Origin of the sequence: Cereibacter johrii (assembly GCF_001720585.1) — a bacterium.
Classification (GTDB): Bacteria; Pseudomonadota; Alphaproteobacteria; order Rhodobacterales; family Rhodobacteraceae; genus Cereibacter_A; species Cereibacter_A johrii.
The window spans coordinates 1-24,227 of the sequence record NZ_MABH01000198.1 but is presented as its reverse complement, the minus strand read 5'-3'; the positions used below and the strand labels follow the sequence as shown (position 1 = coordinate 24,227).

The following is a 24,227-nucleotide window of genomic DNA, read 5'->3' as shown; positions in this document are numbered from 1 at the left end:
ATCGGCGGGGATCTCGAAGGGCGGATGATCCCAGCCCAGGCGCTCGCGCGCGGCCGCGATCTCGGCCGCCCCCAGCGGCGCGCCATGGACATCGTGGCCGCCCTGCTTGTTCGGCGCGCCATAGCCGATCACCGTGCGGCAGGCGATCATCGAGGGCCGGGGGTCGCGCCGCGCGGCCTCGATGGCGGCGGCGATCTCCTCGGGCGCATGGCCGTCGCAGGCCAGCACATGCCAGCCCGAGGCCGCGAACCGCGCCTTCTGGTCGGTCGAGGTCGAGATGCCCGTGTCGCCGTCGATGGTGATGCGGTTGTCGTCCCAGAGAACGATCAGCCGGCCGAGGCCCAGATGGCCCGCCATGTCGATGGCCTCATGCGAGATGCCCTCCATCAGGCAGCCGTCGCCCGCGATGACATAGGTGAAATGGTCCACCAGATCATCGCCGTATCGCGCGTTCTTCATGCGCTCGGCCAGCGCCATGCCCACCGCGGTCGCGATCCCCTGACCGAGCGGCCCGGTCGTGACCTCGATCCCCTCGGCATGGCCGTATTCCGGGTGGCCCGCCGTCCGCGCGCCGAGCTGCCGGAAGGACCGGATCTGGTCCATGTCCATGTCGGCATAGCCCAGCAGATGATGGATCGCATAGAGCAGCATCGAGCCGTGCCCCGCCGAGAGCACGAACCGGTCGCGGTCGGGCCATTTCGGCGCCGACGGATCGACCGTGAGGAAGCGGTTGAAGAGGACGGTGGCCACGTCCGCCATCCCCATCGGCATCCCAGGATGGCCCGATCTGGCCTTCTCCACCGCATCCATCGCGAGGGCCCGGATGGCGTTCGCCATCCGCGTTTCCTGCGCGGCTCCAATGTCCTTCATGGCTCTCATCCTTCGCTGTGCGTCCCGGTTGCCGGGCCGCGGCTCGATCCGCGGCCCCCCCTCCGTATGTCTGTCGCGCCTCAGGCCCGCGCGCGGCGCGCCTCGCGCACCATCCGCTCGATGAGCGGCGTCAGGATCAGCTGCATCGCAAGATCCTGCTTGTTGCCCGGCACCACGATGGAATTCGCCCGGCTCATCCACGAGCCCGCGATCATCGAGGTGAGATAGGGGAAATCGATCCCGCGCGGGTTCTTGAACCGGATCACGATCAGGCTCTCGTCCGGCGTGGGGATCCAGCGCGCGATGAACGGGTTCGAGGTGTCCACCACCGGCACGCGCTGGAAGTTGATGTCCGTCTCGGAGAATTGCGGCACGATGCAATGGACGTAGGCATACATCCGGCGCAGGATCACGTCGGTGACGGCTTCGGTCGTGTAGCCGCGCTGCGCCCTGTCGCGGTGGATCTTCTGGATCCATTCGAGGTTGATGACCGGCACCACCCCGAGCTTCAGATCGGCATGGCGGACGAGGTTCACCTCGTCATTGACCACGCAGCCGTGCAGCCCCTCGTAGAAGAGCAGGTCGCTGTTGTCCTCGAACGGCGCCCATTGAGTGAAATTGCCGGGCGCCACGCCCGTCCGGGCGGCTTCGATATCGTCATGGACATAGGTGCGGGTGCGGCCGCGCCCCGTCTCGCCATATTCGCGGAAGACGCGCTCCAGCTCCTTTAGCTCGTTCGCCTCGTAGGAGAAATGCGAGAAGGTCGCATCGCCCGCCGCATAGCGCCGCTCGAGTTCGGCCTTCATGTCGGCCCGGTTGTAGCGGTGGAAGGCGTCGCCCTCGATCGAGACGGACTTGACCCCCTCGCGGCGGAAGATCTGCTCGAAGGTGTTCTTGACCGTCGAGGTGCCCGCGCCGGACGAGCCGACCACGGAAATGATGGGATATTTCTTCGACACTCTTTAACTCCGGAACAGGCCCCGGCTGCCGAAGAGAGCGGATGTCTCCTCGCAGGCCAGATCGTGATAGGCGGCGACGCGGGCAACCTTGTTTGCGCAGCCGAAGACGAAGGGGGTGCGGGCGTGCAGCCGGTCGGGCAGCGCGGTCAGGATGTCAGCGCAGCCGTCGGTGGCACGCCCCCCGGCCGCCGCGATCAGGAAGGCGATGGGCGCGCATTCGTAGACATGGCGCAGCCGGCCCCGTTCATAGCCCTTGCGCTCGTCGCCGGGATAGAGGAACACCCCGCCCCGCATCAGGATGCGGTGCGTCTCGGCCACCAGCGAGGCGATCCAGCGCATGTTGAAGTTCTTGCCGCGCGGCCCCTCGGCTCCGGCCACGAGATCGTCGACGAAGGCGCGGATCGGCTGCGGCCAGTGGCGGTAGTTCGAGGCGTTGATCGCGAATTCGGACGTCTTGGCCGGCAGCGGGCGGATGTCGGGCATCCGTCGGAAGATCCCCGCGTCGAGGTCGAGCACCCAGTGCTGCACGCCCTGCCCGAAGCTGCAGACCAGCGCGCATTGCGGCCCGTAGATGATGTAGCCGCCGGCGATCTGCTCGGTGCCCGGGCGCAGGAAGCTCGCCTCGGGGCTGGCCGCCGCCGGGAAGATCGAGAAGATCGTCCCGATCGACACGTTCACATCGATGTTGGACGAGCCGTCCAGCGGGTCGATGGCGAGCGCGAGCCTGCCCTCGCCCAGCGTCACCACCTCGTCCTGCTCCTCCGAGGCGTAGTGGGCCACGGCCGAGCCTTCGAGCGCCGCGCGGAAGGCATCGTCCGCGATCACGTCGAGCGCCTTCTGCCCGTCTCCTCCGGCATTGGTGCCGACCCCCGCGCCCAGGTCGCGCTCGAGCCCGTTGCGCGAGATGATGCGGGCGATGCCCGCCCCCACGCGCGCCAGACGCTGCATCACGTCCGCCACATCGGGGCTCAGCCCCAGATCCTCCAGCTCGATGGCCATGGCTCCTCCTGCCTCTGTCGCGGCGGACGTTGCGTCAGGATCCGGTTCATGAATATTTCAAAATTGCCAACGCGCCTTCTGAAAAATCTAAATATCGGGGCTCATGGGGGCGTGTCCGGAGACCGTGCGGGGAACAGCGGGGCGGCGGCACCGGATCGGACCTGCCGCACACCTCCGTCGCCGCGGACGGCGGCACAACATTCTTGCGTCTTGCCAATCGGTTAAGAATTTTTCCGTGGTCGCGGCTCCGGGCCGGATCCATCCGGGGCCCGGAGCAGGCGCGGTCGCATGCCTCCCGGTTCATTTGGAGAAGGCCCGCGGGGGAAGACGCTTTGCCGCAGGGGGCACGGCGCGGAGGGCCAGCTCCGGGAGCCCACAACAGCAAGATCCGCCTGGCGGGAGACCGACTCTCCCGACACCGGGTCGTGCCGAAGGAGGTCCGGGGGCGGCCTCGCAGGAAAGATCATGTCCGTGAGCGGGTTCCGGGCGGACCGATCCCCTGCGGCCCGCGCGCGGCGCCTCTGCCGTCCCTGCTCAGGGCAGGCCCGGCACGCCATGCCGGGGGAGCGACTTGGGCCCGCCCTCAGGGCCTGACGCTTTCGTGAGACCTCTGTTTGCCGCCGAAGACGCGATGTATCCTCTCTGCATGATCCGCATCCGACTCCTCGAGATCTGCCTTGCGGCCCTGCTCGCCCTTGCCTTCGTGGCGGGGCCGAGCCTGCGCGCGGCCCCCTCGGCGGTGCCTGCGGACACGAGCCACCATGTGGCGCAGACGGAGCAGTCCCATCATGTCGCGCAGATGGAGCGGCCGTCAGGCCCCTGCGCGGAGAGGGCCGGCAAGAGCCTGAAGGATTGCGCCGCCGCCTGCGCCACCATGCCGGTGGTCCTGCCCGCGGCCCTCCAGCTTCTCGCGCACCGCCGCGACAGCCTGCGCCACACCGGCTGGAGCGAGCGTCTTGCCGGGCGGCGCCCCCCGCCCGACCACAGGCCTCCCCGAGGTTCGTCCCTCGTCTGAACCGGCGGGCCCCGCGCCTGCCTGCCTGAAGACATCCGCCCTCGCTGGCGGACCCACGGGAATGAACCGATGCCCACCCTGTTCCATCGCGGCCGCCGCGCCGCCCTTTGCCCTGCCTCTACACGGCGCAGAGTGCCCCAGAACTTGGGGAGGCGCGGATGAGACGCCTTCTCCTCGCCGTCCCGCTTGCAGCCATCCCGACGCTCTGGCTGCTTCTGCCGGGCGCGGCCCCGACCGGACCCGACGCCGACAGGATCGCGCTCGGCCGGCAGGTCTATGCGGCGAACTGCGCCTCCTGCCACGGCGCCCAGCTCGAGGGGCAGCCCGACTGGCGCGAGCCCCTGCCGAACGGGCGCTATCCGGCCCCGCCTCACGATGCGTCGGGGCACACCTGGCACCATCCCGACGCGCAGCTGCTGGCCATCATCCGGCAGGGCACGGCGGCCCTCGTCGGCAATGGCTACGAGAGCGACATGCCCGGCTTCGCCGGCCTCTTGACCGAGGCGGAGATCCGGGCCGTGCTGGACTATATCAAGAGCACCTGGCCCGAGCGCGCCGCCGACTACCAGCGGCAGGTCTCGGGCACCTGACCCGGGCCCGATCGACGAAGCCCGGAGCCGCAGGGCGGCTCCGGCCCGATCCTCAACCGGCCGCTGCGGCGCGCCGATGCTGACATGGGATGAACGAGATGAAACTTCTGACGATGACCCTGCTGGCCGCCCTCGGAGCCGGCACCGCGCAGGCCGACGGCTCGCATGGGCACGCCCATGGGGCGACGGGTTCGCCCGAGGGTGGCCTGCCCGCCATGGGCCACATGGACCATGCGGGAGAGGCGATGCCGCTCGGCGCGCCGGCCTCGGCTGCGGCGGAGGCGCGGACCGTGACGGTCACGATGCGCGAGACCGACGATGGCCGCATGATCTTCGAGCCGGGGAGCCTGTCCTTCGCCCGCGGAGAGACGGTGCGCCTCGTGATCCGCAACGAGGGCGAGCAAGAGCATGAGTTCGTCATGGACACGCCCGACGGGATCGAGGAGCACAAGGCCATGATGGCCGACAGGCCCGACATGATGCATCAGGAGGCCAACGCGCTGCGGCTGGCATCGGGCGAGAGCGGCGAGATCCTCTGGACCTTCGGCGATCCGGGCAGCTACGCGTTCGCCTGCCTCATCCCCGGCCATTACGAGGGGGGGATGCACGGGCCGCTCACGGTTCGGTGACGGGAAGGCTCCCCCCGGGGCGGGGGAGCCTGTGCATCGGCAGGATCGGGGACGCTGCGCGCCGCGTCGGACCGTCCCCGCGTCTGGCGCGGCGCCTCCGGCTCTGACCGCGGCGCCCCGGGTCCCCTGTCGGAGCCTCCGGCGGGGATATTTTTACCAGAATGAAAGCGCATGAGGTCGGTCTAGCGCAGCCCTTCGAGCGCCGCCCGCAGATCCGCCGGGAGCGGCGCGGGCCTGCGGGTCGCTCGATCCACATAGACATGGACGAAGAACCCTTCGGCCGATGCCAGATCGGCCGCGTTCCGGAAGAGCCCGAGCTCGTAGCGCACGGAAGAGGTGCCCAGATGCGCGACCCTGAGCCCCGCCGCGATCCGGTCGGGATAGGCCATCTCGGAATGGTAGCGGCAGCCGGTTTCCGCCACGAGGCCGATGGGAGCCCGCTCCGGGCCGAGCAGCCCCGCCTCGATCAGCCAGCCGTTCACCGTCGCATCGAACAAGGCGTAATGGACGACATTGTTCAGATGCCCGTAGGCGTCATTGTCCATCCAGCGTGTGCTGTGCTCGCGGAAGATCCGGTAGTCGGCCCGGCCTCCCGGTGCGGGACGGGCCGCCATGTCTCAGATCAGCCCTTCGGCCCGCGCCCAGTCCGCCGTCCGGTCGAGGGCGCGGCCCATCCGCTCGAGGATGCGGCCCACGTCGGCCTCGGTCACGATCAGCGGCGGGCAGAGCGCCAGCGTGTCCCCGAGCGCCCGGCAGAGGAGACCTTCCTCGGCCGCGAAGGCCGCGGCGCGCGCGCCCACCTTGCCCGGCGGCTCGAAGCCGCGCTTCGTGGCCCGGTCGACCACCATCTCGATCGCGGCGATGAGGCCGATGCCCCGCACCTCTCCCACGAGCGGATTGTCCCGGAACGCGCGCAGCCCGTCCTGGAAGGGGCGCTCGAGCCGGGCCGCATTGCCCATCAGGTCGCGCTCCTCGATGATGGTCAGGTTCTCGAGCCCCACCGCGGTCGCGACCGGATGGCCCGAGCCGGTGAAGCCGTGGCCGAGCGTGCCCAGCGTCTCCGTATGGTCGGCGATCGCCTGATAGACCCTGTCGGTCATCAGGACGGCGGCGAGCGGCATGTAGGAGGAGGTGAGCTGCTTCGAGGTCACGAGGATGTCGGGGGTGAAGCCGAACTTCTCGCATCCCCAGCGCGCGCCCGTCCGGCCGAAGCCGTTGATGACCTCGTCCGAGACGAGGAGGATGTCGTATTTCCGGCAGAGCGCCTCGATCCCCGACCAGTAGCCGTCCGGCGGCACGATCACGCCGCCCGCCCCCATGACGGGCTCGCCGATGAAGGCGGCGATGGTCTCGGGCCCTTCGGCGAGGATCGTCTCCTCGGCCTCGCGGAGGAGGCGCGCGCAGAACTCGGCCTCGCTCTCGCCCTCGGCGCCGAAGCGCCAGTGGTGCGGGCAGCCCAGATGCACGACCGGGATCGCGGGCAGATCGAATCCCTTGTGGTTGACCGGCAGGCCCGTGAGCGATCCCGAGGCGATGGTGATGCCGTGGTAGCCCTTGATCCGCGACAGGAACTTCTTCTTCTCCGGCCGGCCGAGGGCGTTGTTCATGAACCAGACGAGCTTGACCACCGTGTCGTTGGCCTCGGAGCCCGAGTTGGTGAAGAACACCCGCGTCAGCGCCTCGGGCGTCATCTCGACCAGCTTCTCGGCCAGCCGGATCTGCGGCTCGTGCGCCTTGCCCGCGAATGTGTGGTAATAGGGCAGTTCGGCCATCTGCCGGGCGGCAGCATCGGCCAGACGCGGCTCGGAGAAGCCCACAGCCACCGACCAGAGGCCTGCCAGACCCTCAATATATTCCCGCCCCTCGCTGTCATAGACGTGCACGCCCTGACCGCGCGTGATGATGAGCGGCCCGTTCCGCTCGTGCGCACGGGCGTTGGTATAGGGATGCAGGGAATGGGCGATATCTGCGGCGGCGAGCGAGTTCGAGAGGCTGTTCATCATAAGGCCATGAGAGGGTTGCATCTTTGCATCTAGCCGTTTCCGGGCCGTTTGTCGATCTCTGTCCCCGAGGCTTTGGCCCCGGCGGATCCGCCGGCCCCGACAGGTTCGACTGCCGGATCTTCCTGCGGCGCACAAAAGATGCGCAGAGCCCCTGACGTGTTGACGTAAATTGCGCCATACCGCCCGCGAAAGGCTGTATCGCCCATGTGGGAATCCTTGACGCCCGCCCTGACTTCGGGTCAAGGATGGGGACCACATACCGGGCTCGTCCCGGACCGGCATTCGCGCCCCGTATCCAGTTGGTCCCCCGCTGGAGCGGGGCTTTTGCGTTCTGGAACCCATGAAGCGACGCATCGACCTCGGACTTCTCTACTCCCGCTCGGGCAGCTACGCGCTGATCTCGGACGCCTGCCGCACCGGGGCGCTGGCCGCCGTGGCCGAGGTGAATGCGGGCGCCTTCGATCTGGAACTGGTGCCGGTCGAGCGCGATCCCGGTGGCAACATCGACCTCTATGCCCCTCTGTGCGAAGAGCTTCTGGCCCATGAGGGGCTGCATCACGTCGTGGGTTGCGTCACCTCCTGGAGCCGCAAGGAGGTGATCCCGACGCTGGAGAAGGCCCGCGGGACGCTCTGGTATGCGGTGCCCTACGAGGGTTTCGAAGCCTCGGACCATGTGGTCTATACCCATGCCTGCCCGAACCAGCACCTGCTGCCGCTGCTCGACTGGGCCTTCCCGGCCTTCGGCCGCCGCGCCTATCTGACGGGCTCGAACTACATCTGGGGCTGGGAGATGAACCGGCTGGCCCGCGAGCGGATCGGGGCCGCCGGCGGCAAGGTTCTGGGCGAACGCTACCTGCCGATCGGATCGCTCGAGATCGACCGCATGATCGAGGAGATCCGCGCGACCGAGCCGGACTTCATCCTGAACTCGCTGATCGGCCCCTCCTCCTATGCTTTCCTGAAGGCCTATCATGCGCTCGGGCGCGAGGACGCCCGCTTCCGCCCGGACCGCTGCCCGGTGATGTCCTGCAACCTCACCGAATGCGAGCTGCCGGCGCTGGGGGATGCGGCCGAGGGGCTGATCGCGGCCGGCCCCTATTTCCGCGGCGAGGGCCGGTTCGGCTCGTCGCACGAGGCGGCGGCCCATGCGGCGGTGATGGAGCTTGCACGACTGCTCTCCGGCCGTCCGGGCGCCGAGCGGCTTCCGCTCTCGCAGCTGCTCGCAGAGGCCCCTCCGGGGATCGTCGATCCGCAGACGCATCACACGTCGCTGCCGGTCCTGATCTCGCAGGTCTCGGGCGGCCGGTTCACCGTGCGCGAGCGCCTGCCCGCGCGGCCCGGCGACCCCTACCTGACCCATCCCGCGCCCGCGCGCCCCGCCACGCTTCGGATCGTGTCATGAAGCGCGGCGTCCGGCACCAGAATCTCGGCGGCGCGCGGGCGGTGATCCTGCACCGGCCGCACCCGGTCGTTCAGGCGCTGACGCGCCAGCTTCACGCCATCGGCCTCGAGGTGGGAGACTGCTGGCCCGACCTCGAGCCGCAGGCGATCTCGGCCGATTTCATCTTCTTCGACGCGGACATGGGGCACGATGCTCAGTTTCCGTGGAAACCGGGCGAGAGCCCGATGCCCATGATCGCGCTGATCGGATCCGAGGCGCCGGGGCGCATCGAATGGAGCCTTCAGGCGGGCGCCCATGCCCAGCTTCTGAAACCCATCGGCGACAGCGGCGCCTATTCGGCACTGCTGATCGCGCGGACGGCCTTCGACGCGCACCGCGCGCTCTCGGCCGAGATCGCGGACCTGAGGCGGCGGCTCGACCAGCGCCAGACCGTCGTGCAGGCGGTGACGCTGCTGGCCCAACGGGCCAAGGACGAAAGCGCCGCCTACGGCCAGCTCCGCCAGATGGCGATGGCCTGGCGGGTGAGTATCGAGGAGGCCGCGCACCGCATCGTCGCGAGCCAGGGAGGACCGGATGACCGACGCGACCGCGGCTGAGCGCCCCATCCGAGCCAAGGGCGCGCTGCGCCGGCTGGCCGAGCGGCCGCTGGCGCTCTTCGGCCTGTTCCTGATCCTGCTCGTGGTGGGCGGCGCCGTTCTCGCGCCCCTCGTCGCGCCCTTCGACCCGAGCGAGCAGCATTTCGACGGCCTGACCATCGAGGGGGCGCCGCTGCCGCCCGGAGGCGTCTTCCTCCTCGGGACCGACCTTCTGGGCCGCGACCTCCTTTCGCGAATCCTCTGGGGGGCGCGCACCTCGCTCATCATCGGGGTGGCGGCGAACGGGCTTGCCCTCGTGATCGGCACCCTCGTGGGCCTGACGGCGGGCTATTTCCGCGGCTGGATCGGGGCGGTGCTCATGCGCTTCACCGACCTGATGATGGCCTTTCCGGCGCTTCTGCTGGCCATCTGCCTCGCCGCGATCTTCCAGCCCTCGCTCTGGATCGTGGCCATGGTGATCGCCTTCGTGAACTGGGTGCAGACCGCGCGGGTGATCTTCACCGAGACCTCGGCGCTGTCCGAGCGCGAATTCATCGCGGCCGAACGGACGCTGGGCGCGGGCACGGGACGGATCCTCTTCCGCCACATCCTGCCCCATCTTCTGCCCACGATCATCGTCTGGGGCACGCTCGGCATCTCGACGACGGTGCTGCTCGAGGCCACGCTCTCCTATCTCGGCGTGGGGGTGCAGCCGCCGACGCCCAGCTGGGGCAACATCATCTTCGAGAACCAGACCTACTTCCAGTCGGCGCCCTGGCTCGTCTTCATTCCGGGTGCGGCGATCCTGTTGCTGGCGCTCGCCTTCAACCTCGTCGGAGACGCGCTGCGCGACGTGCTCGACCCGACCCAGCGCGGGAGGGACTGATGCCCGCCTATCTCCTTCGCCGCCTGTTCCAGTCGGCCCTGATCCTGCTCGGCGTCTCGCTCGTCACCTTCATCCTGCTCTATGTGCTGCCGGCCGATCCGGTGCGCCAGATCGCGGGCCGCTCGGCCACGCCGCAGGTGGTCGAGAACATCCGCCGGCAGCTGGGTCTCGACCAGCCCTTCCTCGTGCAATACGGCCGCTATCTCTGGGGGCTCCTGCAGGGAGATTTCGGGCGCAGCTACCTGCAGAAGACCGATGTGGCGACACTGATCGCGGCGCGCCTGCCGGCCACGCTGCAGCTGATGGGCGGGGCGATCCTGTGCGAGCTGGTGCTGGGCCTGACCATGGGCATCGTCGCGGCCCTCCGGCGCGGACGGGCGCTCGATCAGGGGCTGATGATCGTCTCCTTCGTGGCGGTCTCGGCGCCGCAGTTCGTGGTGAGCCTCCTCCTCCTCTATGTCTTCGCGGTCAAGCTCGGCTGGTTCCCCATCGGCGGCTACGGCACGCTCTCGCATCTCGTGCTGCCCGCCGTCACGCTCGGGATCCTCGGCTCGGGCTGGTACAGCCGGATGATGCGCTCGAGCATGATCGACGTGCTGCGTCAGGACTACATCCGCACCGCCCGCGCCAAGGGCCTCACGCGCGGCCGCGTGATCCTGCGCCATGCGCTGCCGAACGCGATCCTGCCCATCGTGGCCATGATCGGCATCGACATCGGCATCTTCATGGGCGGCATCGTCGTGGTGGAAAGCGTGTTCGGCTGGCCCGGCATCGGCCAGCTCGCCTGGCAGGCCATCCAGCGCATCGACATCCCGATCATCATGGGCGTCACCATGGTCTCGGCCTGCGCCATCGTGCTGGGCAACCTGCTGGCCGATCTCGTGACGCCCTTCATCGACCCCCGCATCAAGCTGAAATAACAAGACCGACAGGAGAGACCCATGAAAAGACTGCTCGCCTCCACCGCCGTGATGCTGGCGCTCGCCCTGCCCGCCGCAGCCCAGGACTACACGCCCGATCCGAACGCCAAGCCCGGCGGCACGATCACCATCACCTACAAGGACGATGTGGCGACGCTCGATCCGGCCATCGGCTACGACTGGCAGAACTGGTCGATGATCAAGTCGATCTTCGACGGGCTGATGGATTACGTTCCCGGCACGACCCAGCTGCGCCCCGGCCTCGCCGAGAGCTACGAGATCTCGGAGGACGGGCTCACCTATACGTTCAAGCTGCGCCCGGGCGTGAAATTCCACAACGGCCGCGAGATGGTGGCCGAGGACTTGAAATATTCGCTCGACCGCGTGACCCTGCCCGCGACCCAGTCGCCGGGCGCGGGCTTCTTCGGCTCGATCAAGGGCTTCGATGCGATGGCCGACGGCTCGGCCACCACGCTCGAGGGCGTGACGGTCGTCGATCCCTCGACCGTCAGGATCGAGCTCTCGCGTCCCGACGCCACCTTCCTCCATGTCATGGCGCTGAACTTCGCCTCGGTCGTGCCGAAGGAAGCCGTCGAGGCTGCGGGCGCGGACTTCGGCAAGCAGCCGGTCGGCACCGGGGCCTTCAAGCTCGGCGAATGGACCTTGGGCCAGCGGCTCGTCTTCGAGAAGAACGCAGACTACTGGCGCGCGGGCGTGCCCTATCTCGACAGCATCGTCTTCGAGGTCGGACAGGAGCCGATCGTGGCGCTTCTGCGGCTGCAGAACGGCGAGGTGGACGTGCCCGGCGACGGCATTCCGCCCGCGAAATTCACCGAAGTCATGGCCGATCCGGCGCAGGCCGAGCGCGTGGTCGAGGGCGGCCAGCTCCATACCGGCTACATCACGATGAACGTGACCCAGCCGCCCTTCGACAATCTGCAGGTCCGTCAGGCCGTCAACATGGCGATCAACAAGCAGCGGATCACCCAGATCATCAACGGCCGCGCCATTCCCGCGACGCAGCCGCTGCCGCCCTCGATGCCGGGCTACACCGAGGGCTACGAGGGCTATCCGCACGATGTCGAGAAGGCCAAGGCGCTGCTCTCCGAGGCGGGCTTCGCCGACGGGTTCGAGACCGAGCTCTATGTGATGAACACCGACCCGAACCCGCGCATCGCGCAGGCGATCCAGCAGGATCTGTCGCAGATCGGCATCAAGGCTTCGATCCAGAGCCTCGCGCAGGCCAATGTGATCGAGGCCGGCGGCAATGGCTCGGCGCCGATGATCTGGTCGGGCGGCATGGCCTGGATCGCGGATTTCCCCGATCCGTCCAACTTCTACGGCCCGATCCTCGGCTGCGCGGGCGCGGCTGACGGCGGCTGGAACTGGTCGAAATTCTGCGACGAGGCGCTCGACGCCAAGGCCACCGAGGCCGACAGCCTGGCCGATCCGGCCCGCGCCGAGGAGCGGCTGAAGCTCTGGTCCGACGTCTATACGGGCGTGATGGAGAAGGCCCCTTGGGTGCCCGTCTTCAACGAGCAGCGCTACACGATGAAATCCGCGCGCATGGGCGGCGACGACAGCCTCTATGTCGATCCCGTCTCGATCCCCGTGAACTACGACTATGTCTTTGTGACCGAGTAAGACCCATGTGCAAGGCCTGCAACTACACGATCCACGGCGCGCAGCATCACTTCGGCTGGGACAATTCGCTCCCCCCGGCCGAGCGTGTGGAGCCCGGCTCGACCATCCTCTTCCACTGCCAGGATTCCTCGGCAGGCCAGCTCGGACCCTCGTCCGTGCTGGCCGACGTGGTGGCGCTCGATTTCGGCCGGATCAATCCGGTCTCGGGCCCGATCCATGTCGAGGGGGCCGAGCCGGGCGACGCGCTGAAGGTCACGATCGAGAGCTTCACCCCGCAGGTGCGCGAGGGCACGGGCTGGGGCTGGACGGCCAACATCCCGGGCTTCGGGCTGCTGGCCGACCAGTTCACCGAAGCGGCGCTCCATATCTGGAAATACGATGCCCAGAGCCTCGCGCCCGCACTCTGGGGCAAGGAGGGGCGCGTGCCCCTCAAGCCCTTCGCGGGCACCATCGGCAATGCGCTGGCCGAGCCGGGGCTGCATTCGGTGGTGCCGCCCCGGCGCGTGGGCGGCAACCTCGACATCCGCGACCTTGCGGCGGGAACGACCCTCTATCTGCCGGTCGAGGTGGCGGGGGCGCTGTTCAGCGTGGGCGACACCCATGCGGCGCAGGGCGACGGCGAAGTCTGCGGCACGGCCATCGAAAGCCCGATGGATGTCGTTCTGACACTCGATCTGGTGAAGGGCGCGAACCTCAAGACCCCGCGCTTCACCACGCCCGGGCCCGTCACGCGCCATCTCGACGCCAAGGGCTACGAGGTCACGACCGGCATCGGCCCCGACCTGATGAGCGGGGCGCGCGATGCGGTCTCGGCGATGATCGACCATCTCTGCGCCACGCGGGGCATGGCGCCAGTCGAGGCCTACATGCTGGTCTCGACCTGCGGCGACCTGCGGATCTCCGAGATCGTGGACATGCCGAACTGGGTCGTGAGCTTCTACTTCCCGCGCGCCGTCTTCGAATGAGCGGCGCCGCACCCCTTTCCGGGGCGGCCTCCGCCCCGGACGCAGACGCCCTGCCCGCGCTCACCGTGGAGGGGCTCGAGGTTTCGGTCCGCACCGAAGCGGGCCTGCGCCCGCTCGTCTCGGGCCTCTCCTTCACGCTCGCCCGCGGCGAGACGCTCGCCATCGCGGGCGAGAGCGGCTCGGGCAAGTCGATCACCTCGCTCGCGATCATGGGCCTCCTGCCCCCGCCCGCGGTGCGGATCACCGGCGGGCGCATCAAGCTCGGCCGGACCGAACTCACCGACCTGCCCGAGGGGCGGATGCGGGCCATCCGCGGCGACCGGGTGGCGATGATCTTTCAGGAGCCGATGACCTCGCTGAACCCGGTGCTGACCATCGGGACGCAGCTGGCCGAGGCCATCCGCGCCCATGAGACGGTCTCGAAGGCCGAGGCCCGCGCCCGCGCGCTCGAGGCCTTGCGCTCGGTGCGCCTCTCGCAGCCCGAGCGGCGGCTCGACCAGTATCCGCACGAACTGTCCGGGGGCATGCGCCAGCGGGTGATGATCGCCATGGCGCTGGCGCTCCGCCCCGAGGTGCTCATCGCCGACGAACCCACCACCGCGCTCGACGTGACGGTGCAGCGCGAGGTGCTGGACCTTCTGCGCGACCTTCAGCGCGAGCTGGGAACGGCGATCATCCTCATCACGCACGACATGGGCGTGGTGGCCGAGATGGCCGACCGGGTGATCGTGATGCGCGACGGGCGCATGGTCGAGGAAGGCCGGGCGACGCAGATCTTCACCGAGCCGCGTGCCGATTACACCCGCGCGCTGCTGGCCGCCGTGCCGCGCATGGGCGCGGGCCGGGGCCGCCCGCCCGTGGAGGCCGAGCCCATCGCGCGGCTTTCGGACCTGCAGGTGCGCTTCGACCTGAAGGGCGGGCTGCTGGGGCGCACACAGGCACGCGTCCATGCCGTCGAGCATGTGAGCTTCGACATACGCCGCGGCGAGACCTTCGCGCTCGTAGGCGAGTCGGGGTGCGGGAAATCCACCATCGCCAAGGCCATGGTCGGCCTCGTCCCGCACGAGGGCCGGATCGAGATCGGCGGCCAGACCCTCGGAACACTCGACGCCGCAGGACGCAAGGCGTTGCGCCGGCGGGTGCAGATCGTCTTTCAGGATCCGATGGCGGCGCTCGATCCCCGGATGCGCATCGGGGATCTGATCGCCGAGCCGCTGGTGATCCACGGCATCGGCACGCCCGAGGAGCGGCGCGCCCGCGTGGGCGACCTGCTCACCCGCGTGGGCCTCAGCCCCGCGCAGATGGAGCGCTATCCGCACGAGTTCTCGGGCGGCCAGCGGCAGCGGATCTGCATCGCCCGCGCGCTCGCGCTGCGCCCCGAGCTCATCATCGCCGACGAATCCGTCTCGGCCCTCGACGTCTCGGTGCAGGCGCGCGTGCTCGACCTGCTCGCCGCGCTGAAGCGCGAGTTCGGCATCGCGCTCCTGTTCATCAGTCATGACATGGCGGTGGTCGAGAATGTCTCGGACCGGGTGGCGGTGATGTATCTCGGCCAGATCGTCGAGATGGGCACCCGCGATCAGGTCTTCGGCAACCCGCAGCATCCCTACACCCGGCGGCTGATCGAGGCGGTGCCGGTGCCCGATCCGCTGCATCAGCGCCCGCCCGCGCCCCGGCTTGCGGGCGAGATCCCGAGCCCGGTCCATCCCGTGGGCGCGGGGCCCGAGCGGGTGCGGCTTGCCGACGTGGGCGCGGGCCATCTTGTCGCGGGGTGAAGCGGAGCCGCGCTCAAAATTCTTGCAGATATGCCATCTGTCGCGCAAACCTTGTGCGCAATCATCCGCTACAGGAGACGTGCGTCTTTGTGCTTGACCTTACGGTCGCCGGGAGCCGAACGTGGGCCCCACATATCGGCATTCGAGCCCTTCGGATCGGCGCAGCCCCAGCGGCCCGCGCCGGGCGGAGGGCTATTTCGTCAAGGAGCCTCATGACTTGCCCTCGTCCCGGCCTCTGCGCCGCCCGGACCCGCTGAGGGAGCGCCATGCACCGCTACCGCTTCGTGCTCTTCCGTCCGCTCCAGTTCCTTCCGGTGCTCTTCGGCATCTCGGTCATCACCTTCGTGCTGGTGCGGCTGATCCCCGGAGATCCCGCGCGCATCCTGCTCGGCACCCGCGCCACGCCCACGGCCCTTGCCCGCATCCGCGCGCAATACGGCCTCGATGAGCCGATGTGGGCGCAGTATCTCTACTTTCTGAAGAACCTCGCCTCGGGCGAGATGGGCCGCTCGACCCTCTACAAGATCGACGTGCTGCCGCTGATCGCCACGCGGATCGAGCCGACGCTCGCGCTCGTGACCATGGGCGTCCTGCTCTCGCTCGCCATCGCCGTTCCCTTCGCCGCCATCTCGGCCCGGCGGCAGGGCCGGGCGGCCGATCAGGCGGTGCGGGTCGTCTCGACGCTGGGGATCGGCTTTCCGCCCTTCTGGCTCGGCCTCGTGCTGATCCTGCTCTTCAGCGTCACGCTGGGCTGGCTGCCGGTCTCGGGCTATGGCGAGACGCTGGGCGAGAAGATCTCGCACCTGATCCTGCCGGGGCTCACGGTGGCGCTGTCGCTCTCGGCGGTGCTGACGCGCAGCCTGCGCGCGGGCATGATCGCGGGGATCCATTCCGACGTGGCCACCGCCGCCCGCGCCCGCGGCCTGTCGGAAAATGCGGTCTTCTGGCGCCATGTGGTGCCCAACGCGCTCGTGCCCACGGTGAACCTTCTCGCCGTCAACATCGGCTGGCTGATCGGCGGCACCGTGGGGGTCGAGAGCGTCTTCGCGCTGCCCGGCATGGGGCAGCTTCTGGTGCGGGGGATCTTCTCGCGCGACTATATGGTGGTGCAGGGCGTGGCCATGACCTTCGCGGTCGCCACGGTGCTGGTGAACTTCCTGGCCGACATCGTGACCGTCGCCCTCGACCCGCGGGTGAAGCTGTGATCGCCGCGCTCGGCCTGCCCGTCCGCCGCCGCCCGATGCTGGCCATCGGCAGCGCGCTCCTTCTGGCCTTCCTCCTCGCGGCGCTGCTCGCGCCCTGGATCGCGCCCTTCGATCCGATCGCGCAGGACGGCTCGATCCGCCTGCACCCGCCGAGCCTCGCCCATCCGTTCGGCACCGACAATTTCGGCCGCGACGTGCTGTCCCGGGTGATCTGGGGCGCCCGGATCGATCTGCAGATCGCGGTGCTGGGGGTGCTCTTTCCCTTCCTGATCGGCACGGCCGTGGGCACGCTCGCGGGCTTCTTCGGCGGCTGGATCGACGCGCTCTTCATGCGCCTCATCGACGTGATCCTGGCCTTTCCCTTCCTCGTCCTGATGCTCTCGATCATCGCGATCCTGGGCCCTGGGCTCACCAGCTTCTACATCGCCATGGCGCTGGTGGGCTGGGTCTCCTACGCGCGGCTGATCCGGGCGCAGATCCTCGTGCTCAAGACGCAGGATTTCGCGGTGGCGGCCCAGAGCCTCGGCTTCTCGCGCACCCGGATCATGTTCCGCCATCTCCTGCCCAATGCGCTGGCGGGCTCGCTCGTCTTCGTCATGTCCGACGCGGTGCTCGTGCTGCTGAACGGGGCGGCGATCAGCTATCTCGGGCTCGGGGTACAGCCCCCGCTCGCGGAATGGGGGGTCATGGTGGCCGAGGGTCAGGCCTTCATCACCACCGCCTGGTGGATCACCCTGTTCCCGGGGCTTGCCATCGTCACGCTGGCCTTCGGCTTCAGCCTGCTGGGCGATGCGCTCGGCGATCTTCTGGGGGTGAAGGAATGAGCCTGCTTGCCATCCGCGACCTCGAGATCCGCTTCCGCGACGGCGCCGAGGAGCGGCTTCTGATCGACCGGGTCTCGCTCGAGCTGAAGAAGGGCGAGATCCTGGGCCTTGTGGGCGAGAGCGGCTCGGGAAAGAGCCTGCTCTGCCGCGCGGTGATGGGGCTTCTGCCCTCGCGCAAGCTCTCGGTCACGAAGGGGCATGTGAGCCTTGCGGGGCGCGACATCACCCGCCTGCCCGAACGCGAGATGCTGGACATCCGCGGGCGGCGGATCGGGATGATCTTCCAGAACCCGACCAGCCACCTCGATCCGGTGATGCGGATCGGCGACCAGATCGCCGAGGGGCTCTGCCGTCACCGCGGCCTGCCCCGCGCCGCCGCGCGCGAGGAGGCGGTGACGATCCTGCGGCAGGTGGGCTTCACGGACCCGCCGCGGCAGGCGCGGATGTATGCGCACGAATTCTCGGGCGGGATGCGCCAGCGGGCGATGATCGCGGTGGCGCTCGCCTGCGATCCCGACATCCTGATCGCGGACGAGCCCACCACCGCGCTCGACGTGACGATCCAGGCGCAGATCCTGCGCCAGCTGGCCGAACTGCGCGAGAGCCGGGGCCTCTCGATCATCCTCATCACCCACGATCTCGGCGTCGTGGCCCAGACCTGCGACCGGATCGCCGTCATGCGCGACGGGCGCATCGTCGAGGAGGGCGAGAAGCGCCGCCTGCTCGCGGCCCCGCAGCATCCCTATACGCAAGCGCTGATCGCCTCGCATCCGTCGCTGCCGCACGAGGAGGCGGTGGGCGACCCCTATCAGCCGCACAGCCGCCCGCTGATCGAGATCGACGATCTCGAGGTGAGCTTTCCCGCCGGAGGCTCGCCCTGGGCGCGGCGGCGCTTCAAGGCGGTGGACGGGGTGAGCCTCCGCATCGGGCGCGGCGAGACGGTGGGGATCGTGGGCGAGAGCGGCTCGGGCAAGAGCACGCTCGCCCGCACGCTGCTGGGGCTTCAGCCCGTCACCTCGGGCCATGTGGCCTTCGACGGCTCGGTGCTGACGCTCGAGCGCGCCCGCACGCTGGCCCGGCTGCGGCGCGAGGCGGCGATGGTGTTTCAGGATCCGTTCAACGCGCTGAACCCGCGCCTCACCGTGGGCGAGACGCTGGCCGAGGTGCTGCGCGTGCAGGGCAAGGTGCCGCGCGCAGCCATCCCCGCGCGGGTGAACGAGCTTCTCGACATGGTGGGGCTCGATCGCGGCTTCGCCGGCCGCAGGCCCCGCAGCCTGAGCGGCGGCCAGTGCCAGCGCGCGGGCATCGCGCGGGCGCTCGCCGTCGATCCGACGCTGATCGTGGCCGACGAATGCGTGGCGGCCCTCGATGTCACGATCCAGGCGCAGATCGTGGAGCTCTTCCGCACGCTCGTGGCGGCGCAGGGGCTCACGCTGCTCTTCATCGCGCACGATCTGGCCATCGTCCGCTCGCTCTGCGAGCGGGTCGTGGTCATGCAGCACGGGCGCGTGGTCGAGGACGGGCCCTCCGCCGAGGTCTTCGCCCGCCCTTCCCATCCCTATCCCGCGGCGCTGATCGCGGCCATCCCGAGCATCGACCCCGACCAGCCGCTGGCGGCCGCGATGCCCGACCCCAGAAGCCAGACCCAACAGGAAGGACTGCTCACATGACAGGAAAATGGGCCCGCGTCGGCCTCATCGCGCTGAGCGTGAGCCTCGGCCTCGGCAGCATCGCCGAAGCCGCGGGCGTGCTGACCATCGGCCGGCGCGAGGACGGCACCACCTTCGACCCGATCGCCACGGCGCAGAACGTGGATTTCTGGGTCTTCTCGAACGTCTATGACGTGCTCGTGCGCGTGGACAAGACCGGCACCAAGCTCGAGCCCGGTCTGGCCGAACGCTGGGAGATCTCGGAGGACGGGCTCACCTACACCTTCCATCTGCGCGACGCGAAATTCTCGGACGGCTCGCCCATCACCGCCGAGGACGCGGCCTTCACGCTGCTGCGCATCCGCGACAGCGAACTGTCGCTCTGGTCGGACAGCTATGCGGTGATCGATACCGCCGAGGCGACCGATGCGAAGACCCTCGTCGTCAAGCTGAAGACCCCCTCGGCGCCCTTCCTGTCCACCATGGCGATGCCCGCCGTCTCGATCCTGTCGAAGGCGGGCGTCGAAGCCATGGGCGAGGAAGCCCATGCCGAGAAGCCCGTGGCCTCGGGCGCCTTCACCGTGGAAGAATGGCGCCGCGGCGACCGGGTGATCCTGAAGAAGAACCCGGAATTCTGGGAAGCCGATCGGGTGAGCCTCGACGGGGTCGAATGGATCTCGATCCCGGACGACAACAGCCGGATGCTGAGCGTGCAGGCGGGCGAACTCGATGCCGCGATCTTCGTGCCCTTCTCGCGCGTGGACGAGCTGAAGAAGGATGCCAACCTCAAGGTCATGGTCGAGCCCTCGACGCGCGAGGATCATCTGCTTCTGAACCACGAGCACGAACCGCTGAACGATCCCAAGGTGCGCGAGGCGATCGATCTGGCCATCGACAAGCAGGCGATCGTCGATACGGTGACCTTCGGGCAGGCGCAGGTCGCCAATTCCTACATCCCTGCAGGCGCGCTCTATCATAACGACAACAACCTGCTGCGGCCCCACGACCCCGAGAAGGCCAAGGCGCTTCTGGCCGAGGCGGGCGTGTCCGACGTGAGCCTCGATTATGTGGTGAACGCGGGCAACGAGGTCGACGAGCAGATCGCGGTCCTTCTCCAGCAGCAGCTGGGCCAGGCCGGGATCACGGTCAATCTGCAGAAGATGGACCCGAGCATGACCTGGGACATGCTGGTGAATGGCGAATACGACCTGTCGGTCATGTACTGGACGAACGACATCCTCGACCCCGACCAGAAGACGACCTTCGTTCTGGGTCACGACGTCAACATGAACTACATGACGCGCTACGAGAACGAGACGGTGAAGCAGCTCGTGGCCGATGCCCGGCTCGAGATGGACCCGGCCAAGCGCGAGGCGATGTATACCGAGATCCAGGAACTGTCTAAGGCCGATACCCACTGGATCGACCTCTATTACAGCCCCTTCATCAACGTGACGCGCGCCAATATCGAGAACTTCAACCAGAACCCGCTGGGCCGCTTCTTCCTCGAGGATACGGTGAAGAACTGAGGCTCCGCCTCTGGCGGACGAGGGGGCCGGCGCGGTGCGCCGGCCCCTTTTCGGGCTCAGACCCGGGCGTAATCGATGCGCCGGGCGAGCCAGCAGCCGAGGCTGAGGCCCGCCACCGCACCGCCCTCGCGCCGGACCTGCAGGGTCCAGTCGCCCGGCGCGGGCGCATCCATCGACCGCCGCGTCGTGACGATCCAGACATCCGGCCCGACCGGATGCAGCCGCTCCATCGGCCCTGCGCCCAGAAGCCCCTCGAAGCCCACATAGACGCCGCCGTCGCGCGCCTCGATCACGAGATCGGCCTCGAGCTCGCGGGCGTGATAGCGCCCGGCGATCTCGCCCGCATCCCCCACGGTGACCGCGGGCAAGGGCTCGGCCCGCACGGTCAGATTGTCGGACGGCCGGTTCATGACGAGAGCCGCGCCCTCGCGCGCAAGGCTGACGCCCGCGCCCCGCGGCACGCCATCCTCGCCCAAGGTCAGCCGGTCCGCGCCGGTCGCGAAGCGCAGCGTCAGCCCCGCGGCATCCTCCTCGACGCGCAGCAGAAGCCCGCTCTCGGGATCGAGCCATTGCCCGGCCCAGCCCTCCGGGCGCGCGCCCTTCGGCGCCTCGTGACCCAAGGCCGCCGCCAGAAGCGAGCTTGCCGCCGCATGGGCGCTGGCCTCGTGGTTGAAGATCACCACGACCGAGAGCCGGGCGGAGGCGGCATGGAACCTCTGCGCCCGGAAGCCCCGCAGCGCGCCGCCGTGGCCCGTGACCTTCACCCCCGCCACCGTCTCGTGCGAGAGGCCGAAGCCGTAGCTGGCGGGCGTGCCGCAGGCATAGGCGGGCGGCACCGAGATGCGGCGGGAGATCGAGCCCGCATCCTCCCGTGTGGCGTCGATCCAGCTCTCGTAGGCCAGCATGTCCTGAAGCGAGGCCGAAATCCCCGCGTCGCCGATCCAGAAGATCCCGTTGTCGGCCGGGAAGAAGCCCACCGCATCGGTGCCCTCGTAGCCCACCACCTCATCCGCCGGGTGGCGCGTGTCCGAGGTGAGCTCGGCCGTCCGCATTCCGGCCGGCCCGAAGATCCGCTCGGCATAGAGATCGGGCAGCGCGCGGCCCGTCTCGCTCTCGAGGATCTCGGAGACGATGCGGAAGTTGCAGTTGCAGTAGGAATAGGCGGTGCCCGGCGGGAAATGCCCGGTCTTCATCCGCGCGATCAGCGGCAGCGCATCCTCGCGCCGGAAGGTCTGGGTGGCCTCGGCCCCCTGCAGCACGGTCAGAGCCCAGTAGTCGCGCAGGCCCGACTGGTTGTCGCAGAGCTGGCGCAGCGTCGGCAGCGGCCCTTGGAACTGCGGCAGGAACTCGGCCACCCGCGCATCGTGGGCGGCGGTATCGCCCAGCATGTCGAGCAGCACGCCGCAGGTGAACTGCTTCGAGATCGAGCAGATCGGCAGGCGCGTGCCTGTCTCCATCGGGCGGCGGCGGGTGAGGTCCGCATAGCCCCAGGCGCGGCTGGCCACCACCTGCCCGTCCTTGACCACCCCGGCCACGCCGCCGGGCCCGCGGAAGAGGTTCGGCAGCGCATCGAGGGCGCGGTCGAGCGCGTCGAGATCGATAGTCATCTTGGTCCTGCTGGTCGTTTCTCGGCCTGAGAGTGGCCCAGCCGCGCCCCCGCTGCAATGGCCGGATGCCATGCGGGCCTCGCAGGGCGGCGCAAGACGAACCGGCGGGCCCGTCGTCCCGCCGTCAGCGCCGGCCGTGGGCCATGCGCTCGGCCTCGGGCATCCGGCGCAGCGCGAGCATCGCCCAGGCGCCGAGGAACGGCCCCGGCACGAGCATGAGAAAGACCCAGCGCCAGCCGATCGCCTCTGCCAGAAGCGGCACGGCCCAGATCGTGACGATGGTCAGCGCGAAGCCCACGCCCATCTGGAAGGCCAGCGCCGAGCCCACGAGATGGGGCGGGGAAAGCTCCGTGACCGCGGCCGAGAATTGCGCGCTGTCTGCCACGATCGCAAGCCCCCAGAGGAGCGCCAGCCCCACGAGCAGCCAGACGGGCCCGCTCCAGGCGAGGCCCACGGCCAGGGCACAGCTGCCCGAGATCGCCATGGCGAGCGCCGTCGTGCGGCAGCGCCCGATGCGGTCCGACAGGATCCCGCCCACCACGCAGCCGGGCGCGCCCGCGGCGACCACGGCGAAGGTCAGGAGCGAGAGGTTGCCGAGCCCCAGCCCCGCCTCCGAAGCCGCGCGGGCCCAGGCGAGAAACCAGCCCCAGACGGCATAGAGCTCCCACATGTGACCGAAATAGCCGAGGTTCGCCGCCATCACGGGGCGGTTGCGCAGGACGCCGAAGGTCTGGCGCAGATCGATGGCGGCCGCCCGGCCGAACGGATGCGGCCCTTCGCGCAGCGCCAACCCGAAGAGGGGCGCGGCCAGCAGGCTGAAGAGCCCGGCCGCGCCGATCACGAGGCGCCAGTCGAGCGCCTCGCCCAGGCCCCGCACCAGATGCGGCAGGGCGGAGCCCAGTGTGAGCGCCCCGATGAGGCAGCCCAGAGCCAGCCCGCGGCCCTGCCGGAACCAGGTGGCCATCAGCCTGATCGCGGGCGGATAGACGCAGGCCAGGGCCGCGCCGGTGAGAATGCGTGCCGCAATCGCCGCGGCCGGGCCGGGCTCCAGCAGAAGAAGCAGCGTGGCGAGCCCCGCCACCGTCGCCGCCGCTCCCATCAGTCGGTTCGGATGAATGCGGTCGGGCAAGGCCAGGGCGCTCGAGATCAGCGCCCCGGCGACGAAGCCCGCCTGCACCCCGTTGGTGAGCCACGCCGCCTCGGAGGCGCCGAGCCCCCAGCGCAGGATCAGTTCGGGCATGACGGCGGTTGCCGAGAACCAGGTCGAAAGCGACAGGACCAGCGCCGCGCAGGTGACCGCAAGGAAGCTCCAGCGGTTGCCGCTCATGCCGCGCCCGTTCCCGTCAGATCCTGTCCCTTCATGCCATCCCCCCGCTCCGGCGCATCATTGCCGGGAACGGGCTTCGGGCCAACGGGTCCCTGAAGGTTTTTTTCGGGCGCCTCGCCGGAGTCGCCGGCCCTTCCCGACCGACCGAGCGGCTGGCCGGAAACACCGGCCCTTCCCGATTGGCCCGCCTTGGCCGACCGGGCGCCTCTCCGGAAACACCGGCTTCTCCCTTTGGCGCGAAGATCGCGCGGTCGTCAGGGCGCTGCCGAAGCTCGTGCTGCTGTCGGCCGCAGCATCGAGAGGCCCATGGCCGCCGCGCCCAACGGTCGGATCCGCGACCGTTCGCCCGAAGCCGCCCGGCCGGCGGAGGTCGGGCGGCGGGGTGCCGCCGCCCGACCCCCTGCCTCTGGCTCAGAGGCCGCGGGCCTTCTCGACGGCCGCGAGGCAAGCCGCCTCGTCGCCTCTGGCGAGAGCGGTGCGGGCTTCCTGAATGGCGCCGGCGCGGGGGTTCGCACCCTCCCCGGACCCGGTCTCGGCGGATTGGGCCGCCGTCGGCTCGCCGTTCTGCTGGGCCGCGGCATCGGCGCCCGACATGGCCGTGGTCGAGCTGTTGCTCCCGCTGCCGTCAGCGCCTTCCAGCGGCGCGAGCGAGCCATCCTTCGAGATGCCTTCGCCCTCGGCCATGCCCGAGGCACCGTCCGATCCGGCCGTCCCGGGCCCGGTCGCGCTCGTGCCGGTCGTGCCCGAGCCGGTCGCACCGGAGCCCGCCATGTCGGTCCCGCTGCCCGAGCCGGAGCCCGTCGTGGAAGACCCGCCGGCCATGTCGGAGCTGCCGGTCGTCGCGGAGCCGGACG

The 24,227-nt window shown here is 69.3% G+C and carries 21 protein-coding genes and 1 pseudogene; 14 read left to right on the top strand and 8 right to left on the bottom strand.

The genetic code is table 11. The features are described 5' to 3' along the window. From A9O63_RS17725 to A9O63_RS17715, 3 genes are all read right to left on the bottom strand, one after another. Positions 1-870: 1-deoxy-D-xylulose-5-phosphate synthase N-terminal domain-containing protein (locus A9O63_RS17725; RefSeq protein WP_141703114.1), on the bottom strand; the 870-nt coding region annotated here is incomplete at its 3' end. Positions 871-950: 80 nt separating this feature from the next. Beyond that, positions 951-1,829, bottom strand: coding sequence for a phosphoribulokinase (locus A9O63_RS17720; protein ID WP_069333104.1), 879 nt, complete (start codon positions 1,827-1,829; stop codon positions 951-953). Between the two features lie 3 nt (positions 1,830-1,832). After that, the gene (locus A9O63_RS17715; RefSeq protein WP_069333103.1) at positions 1,833-2,828 is read right to left on the bottom strand and encodes a class 1 fructose-bisphosphatase; all 996 of its coding nucleotides are present in this window, start codon (positions 2,826-2,828) and stop codon (positions 1,833-1,835) included. 646 nt (positions 2,829-3,474) lie between these two features. Here A9O63_RS17715 and A9O63_RS17710 point away from each other — a divergent pair. The 3 genes from A9O63_RS17710 (at position 3,475) to A9O63_RS17700 (ending at position 5,062) form a co-directional block, all read left to right on the top strand. Next, on the top strand, positions 3,475-3,843 hold the full coding sequence (locus A9O63_RS17710) for a hypothetical protein (RefSeq protein WP_205631854.1): 369 nt from the start codon (positions 3,475-3,477) through the stop codon (positions 3,841-3,843). Positions 3,844-4,001: 158 nt separating this feature from the next. Further along, complete coding sequence (locus A9O63_RS17705) at positions 4,002-4,433, top strand: c-type cytochrome (protein WP_069333101.1); 432 nt, start codon at positions 4,002-4,004, stop codon at positions 4,431-4,433. Between the two features lie 98 nt (positions 4,434-4,531). Next, positions 4,532-5,062, top strand: coding sequence for a cupredoxin domain-containing protein (locus A9O63_RS17700; RefSeq protein ID WP_069333106.1), 531 nt, complete (start codon positions 4,532-4,534; stop codon positions 5,060-5,062). Positions 5,063-5,244: 182 nt separating this feature from the next. On the opposite strand, the gene A9O63_RS17695 is transcribed toward A9O63_RS17700, so the two are convergent. Beyond that, on the bottom strand, positions 5,245-5,676 hold the full coding sequence (locus A9O63_RS17695) for an acyl-CoA thioesterase (RefSeq protein ID WP_069333100.1): 432 nt from the start codon (positions 5,674-5,676) through the stop codon (positions 5,245-5,247). Between the two features lie 3 nt (positions 5,677-5,679). Further along, the gene (locus A9O63_RS17690) at positions 5,680-7,065 is read right to left on the bottom strand and encodes an aspartate aminotransferase family protein (protein WP_084296033.1); all 1,386 of its coding nucleotides are present in this window, start codon (positions 7,063-7,065) and stop codon (positions 5,680-5,682) included. Between the two features lie 340 nt (positions 7,066-7,405). Here A9O63_RS17690 and A9O63_RS17685 point away from each other — a divergent pair, with 340 nt between their 5' ends. The 11 genes from A9O63_RS17685 to A9O63_RS17635 all read left to right on the top strand — a co-directional run bounded on the left by A9O63_RS17685 (position 7,406) and on the right by A9O63_RS17635 (position 20,439). Further along, positions 7,406-8,467: a transporter substrate-binding protein gene (locus A9O63_RS17685; protein ID WP_069333099.1), complete on the top strand. Its 1,062-nt coding sequence runs from the start codon at positions 7,406-7,408 to the stop codon at positions 8,465-8,467. Continuing rightward, positions 8,464-9,063 (top strand): ANTAR domain-containing response regulator, encoded by a 600-nt coding sequence (locus A9O63_RS17680; RefSeq protein ID WP_069333098.1) that lies wholly within the window; start codon positions 8,464-8,466, stop codon positions 9,061-9,063. The genes A9O63_RS17685 and A9O63_RS17680 overlap by 4 nt, the downstream gene beginning before the upstream one ends. Then, on the top strand, positions 9,041-9,928 hold the full coding sequence (locus tag A9O63_RS17675; protein WP_069333097.1) for an ABC transporter permease: 888 nt from the start codon (positions 9,041-9,043) through the stop codon (positions 9,926-9,928). The genes A9O63_RS17680 and A9O63_RS17675 overlap by 23 nt, the downstream gene beginning before the upstream one ends. Then, a complete protein-coding gene (locus A9O63_RS17670; protein ID WP_069333096.1) occupies positions 9,928-10,848 on the top strand; it encodes an ABC transporter permease in 921 nt (306 codons plus the stop codon). The genes A9O63_RS17675 and A9O63_RS17670 overlap by 1 nt, the downstream gene beginning before the upstream one ends. A 21-nt stretch (positions 10,849-10,869) precedes the next feature. Next, positions 10,870-12,492: an ABC transporter substrate-binding protein gene (locus A9O63_RS17665; protein ID WP_069333095.1), complete on the top strand. Its 1,623-nt coding sequence runs from the start codon at positions 10,870-10,872 to the stop codon at positions 12,490-12,492. Between the two features lie 5 nt (positions 12,493-12,497). Then, a complete protein-coding gene (locus A9O63_RS17660) occupies positions 12,498-13,457 on the top strand; it encodes an acetamidase/formamidase family protein (protein ID WP_009561449.1) in 960 nt (319 codons plus the stop codon). Further along, on the top strand, positions 13,454-15,232 hold the full coding sequence (locus A9O63_RS17655) for an ABC transporter ATP-binding protein (RefSeq protein ID WP_069333094.1): 1,779 nt from the start codon (positions 13,454-13,456) through the stop codon (positions 15,230-15,232). Before A9O63_RS17660 ends, A9O63_RS17655 begins: the two co-directional genes overlap by 4 nt. Positions 15,233-15,498: 266 nt before the next feature. Next, positions 15,499-16,437 (top strand): ABC transporter permease, encoded by a 939-nt coding sequence (locus tag A9O63_RS17650; protein ID WP_069333093.1) that lies wholly within the window; start codon positions 15,499-15,501, stop codon positions 16,435-16,437. Continuing rightward, positions 16,434-17,261, top strand: a complete 828-nt coding sequence (locus A9O63_RS17645; RefSeq protein ID WP_069333092.1) for an ABC transporter permease — start codon at positions 16,434-16,436, stop codon at positions 17,259-17,261. Before A9O63_RS17650 ends, A9O63_RS17645 begins: the two co-directional genes overlap by 4 nt. After that, complete coding sequence (locus tag A9O63_RS17640) at positions 17,258-18,931, top strand: dipeptide ABC transporter ATP-binding protein (protein WP_069333091.1); 1,674 nt, start codon at positions 17,258-17,260, stop codon at positions 18,929-18,931. The genes A9O63_RS17645 and A9O63_RS17640 overlap by 4 nt, the downstream gene beginning before the upstream one ends. Next, positions 18,928-20,439 carry an ABC transporter substrate-binding protein gene (locus A9O63_RS17635; protein ID WP_069333090.1) on the top strand — a complete coding sequence of 504 codons (1,512 nt, stop codon included), beginning with the start codon at positions 18,928-18,930 and terminating at the stop codon, positions 20,437-20,439. The genes A9O63_RS17640 and A9O63_RS17635 overlap by 4 nt, the downstream gene beginning before the upstream one ends. A 56-nt stretch (positions 20,440-20,495) precedes the next feature. Here the strand turns inward: A9O63_RS17635 and A9O63_RS17630 are convergent, their stop codons facing one another. The 3 genes and pseudogenes from A9O63_RS17630 to A9O63_RS17620 all read right to left on the bottom strand — a co-directional run. After that, positions 20,496-22,046 (bottom strand): D-aminopeptidase, encoded by a 1,551-nt coding sequence (locus A9O63_RS17630; RefSeq protein WP_069333089.1) that lies wholly within the window; start codon positions 22,044-22,046, stop codon positions 20,496-20,498. A gap of 124 nt (positions 22,047-22,170) precedes the next feature. Beyond that, positions 22,171-23,373 (bottom strand): MFS transporter, encoded by a 1,203-nt coding sequence (locus A9O63_RS17625; RefSeq protein ID WP_069333088.1) that lies wholly within the window; start codon positions 23,371-23,373, stop codon positions 22,171-22,173. Between the two features lie 411 nt (positions 23,374-23,784). After that, positions 23,785-24,227, bottom strand: a pseudogene (locus A9O63_RS17620) (hypothetical protein); the annotation flags it as partial.

Excerpts from the sequence above, each read along its gene's own strand:
- A9O63_RS17705 (WP_069333101.1), top strand. The coding sequence starts at position 4,002 with ATGAGACGCCTTCTCCTCGCCGTCCCGCTTGCAGCCATCCCGACGCTC.
- A9O63_RS17690 (WP_084296033.1), bottom strand. The coding sequence starts at position 7,065 with ATGATGAACAGCCTCTCGAACTCGCTCGCCGCCGCAGATATCGCCCAT.
- A9O63_RS17670 (WP_069333096.1), top strand. The coding sequence starts at position 9,928 with ATGCCCGCCTATCTCCTTCGCCGCCTGTTCCAGTCGGCCCTGATCCTG.
- A9O63_RS17655 (WP_069333094.1), top strand. The coding sequence starts at position 13,454 with ATGAGCGGCGCCGCACCCCTTTCCGGGGCGGCCTCCGCCCCGGACGCA.
- A9O63_RS17650 (WP_069333093.1), top strand. The coding sequence starts at position 15,499 with ATGCACCGCTACCGCTTCGTGCTCTTCCGTCCGCTCCAGTTCCTTCCG.
- A9O63_RS17660 (WP_009561449.1), top strand. The coding sequence starts at position 12,498 with ATGTGCAAGGCCTGCAACTACACGATCCACGGCGCGCAGCATCACTTC.
- A9O63_RS17695 (WP_069333100.1), bottom strand. The coding sequence starts at position 5,676 with ATGGCGGCCCGTCCCGCACCGGGAGGCCGGGCCGACTACCGGATCTTC.
- A9O63_RS17700 (WP_069333106.1), top strand. The coding sequence starts at position 4,532 with ATGAAACTTCTGACGATGACCCTGCTGGCCGCCCTCGGAGCCGGCACC.
- A9O63_RS17715 (WP_069333103.1), bottom strand. The coding sequence starts at position 2,828 with ATGGCCATCGAGCTGGAGGATCTGGGGCTGAGCCCCGATGTGGCGGAC.
- A9O63_RS17710 (WP_205631854.1), top strand. The coding sequence starts at position 3,475 with ATGATCCGCATCCGACTCCTCGAGATCTGCCTTGCGGCCCTGCTCGCC.
- A9O63_RS17640 (WP_069333091.1), top strand. The coding sequence starts at position 17,258 with ATGAGCCTGCTTGCCATCCGCGACCTCGAGATCCGCTTCCGCGACGGC.
- A9O63_RS17630 (WP_069333089.1), bottom strand. The coding sequence starts at position 22,046 with ATGACTATCGATCTCGACGCGCTCGACCGCGCCCTCGATGCGCTGCCG.
- A9O63_RS17635 (WP_069333090.1), top strand. The coding sequence starts at position 18,928 with ATGACAGGAAAATGGGCCCGCGTCGGCCTCATCGCGCTGAGCGTGAGC.
- A9O63_RS17665 (WP_069333095.1), top strand. The coding sequence starts at position 10,870 with ATGAAAAGACTGCTCGCCTCCACCGCCGTGATGCTGGCGCTCGCCCTG.
- A9O63_RS17675 (WP_069333097.1), top strand. The coding sequence starts at position 9,041 with ATGACCGACGCGACCGCGGCTGAGCGCCCCATCCGAGCCAAGGGCGCG.
- A9O63_RS17685 (WP_069333099.1), top strand. The coding sequence starts at position 7,406 with ATGAAGCGACGCATCGACCTCGGACTTCTCTACTCCCGCTCGGGCAGC.
- A9O63_RS17680 (WP_069333098.1), top strand. The coding sequence starts at position 8,464 with ATGAAGCGCGGCGTCCGGCACCAGAATCTCGGCGGCGCGCGGGCGGTG.
- A9O63_RS17625 (WP_069333088.1), bottom strand. The coding sequence starts at position 23,373 with ATGAGCGGCAACCGCTGGAGCTTCCTTGCGGTCACCTGCGCGGCGCTG.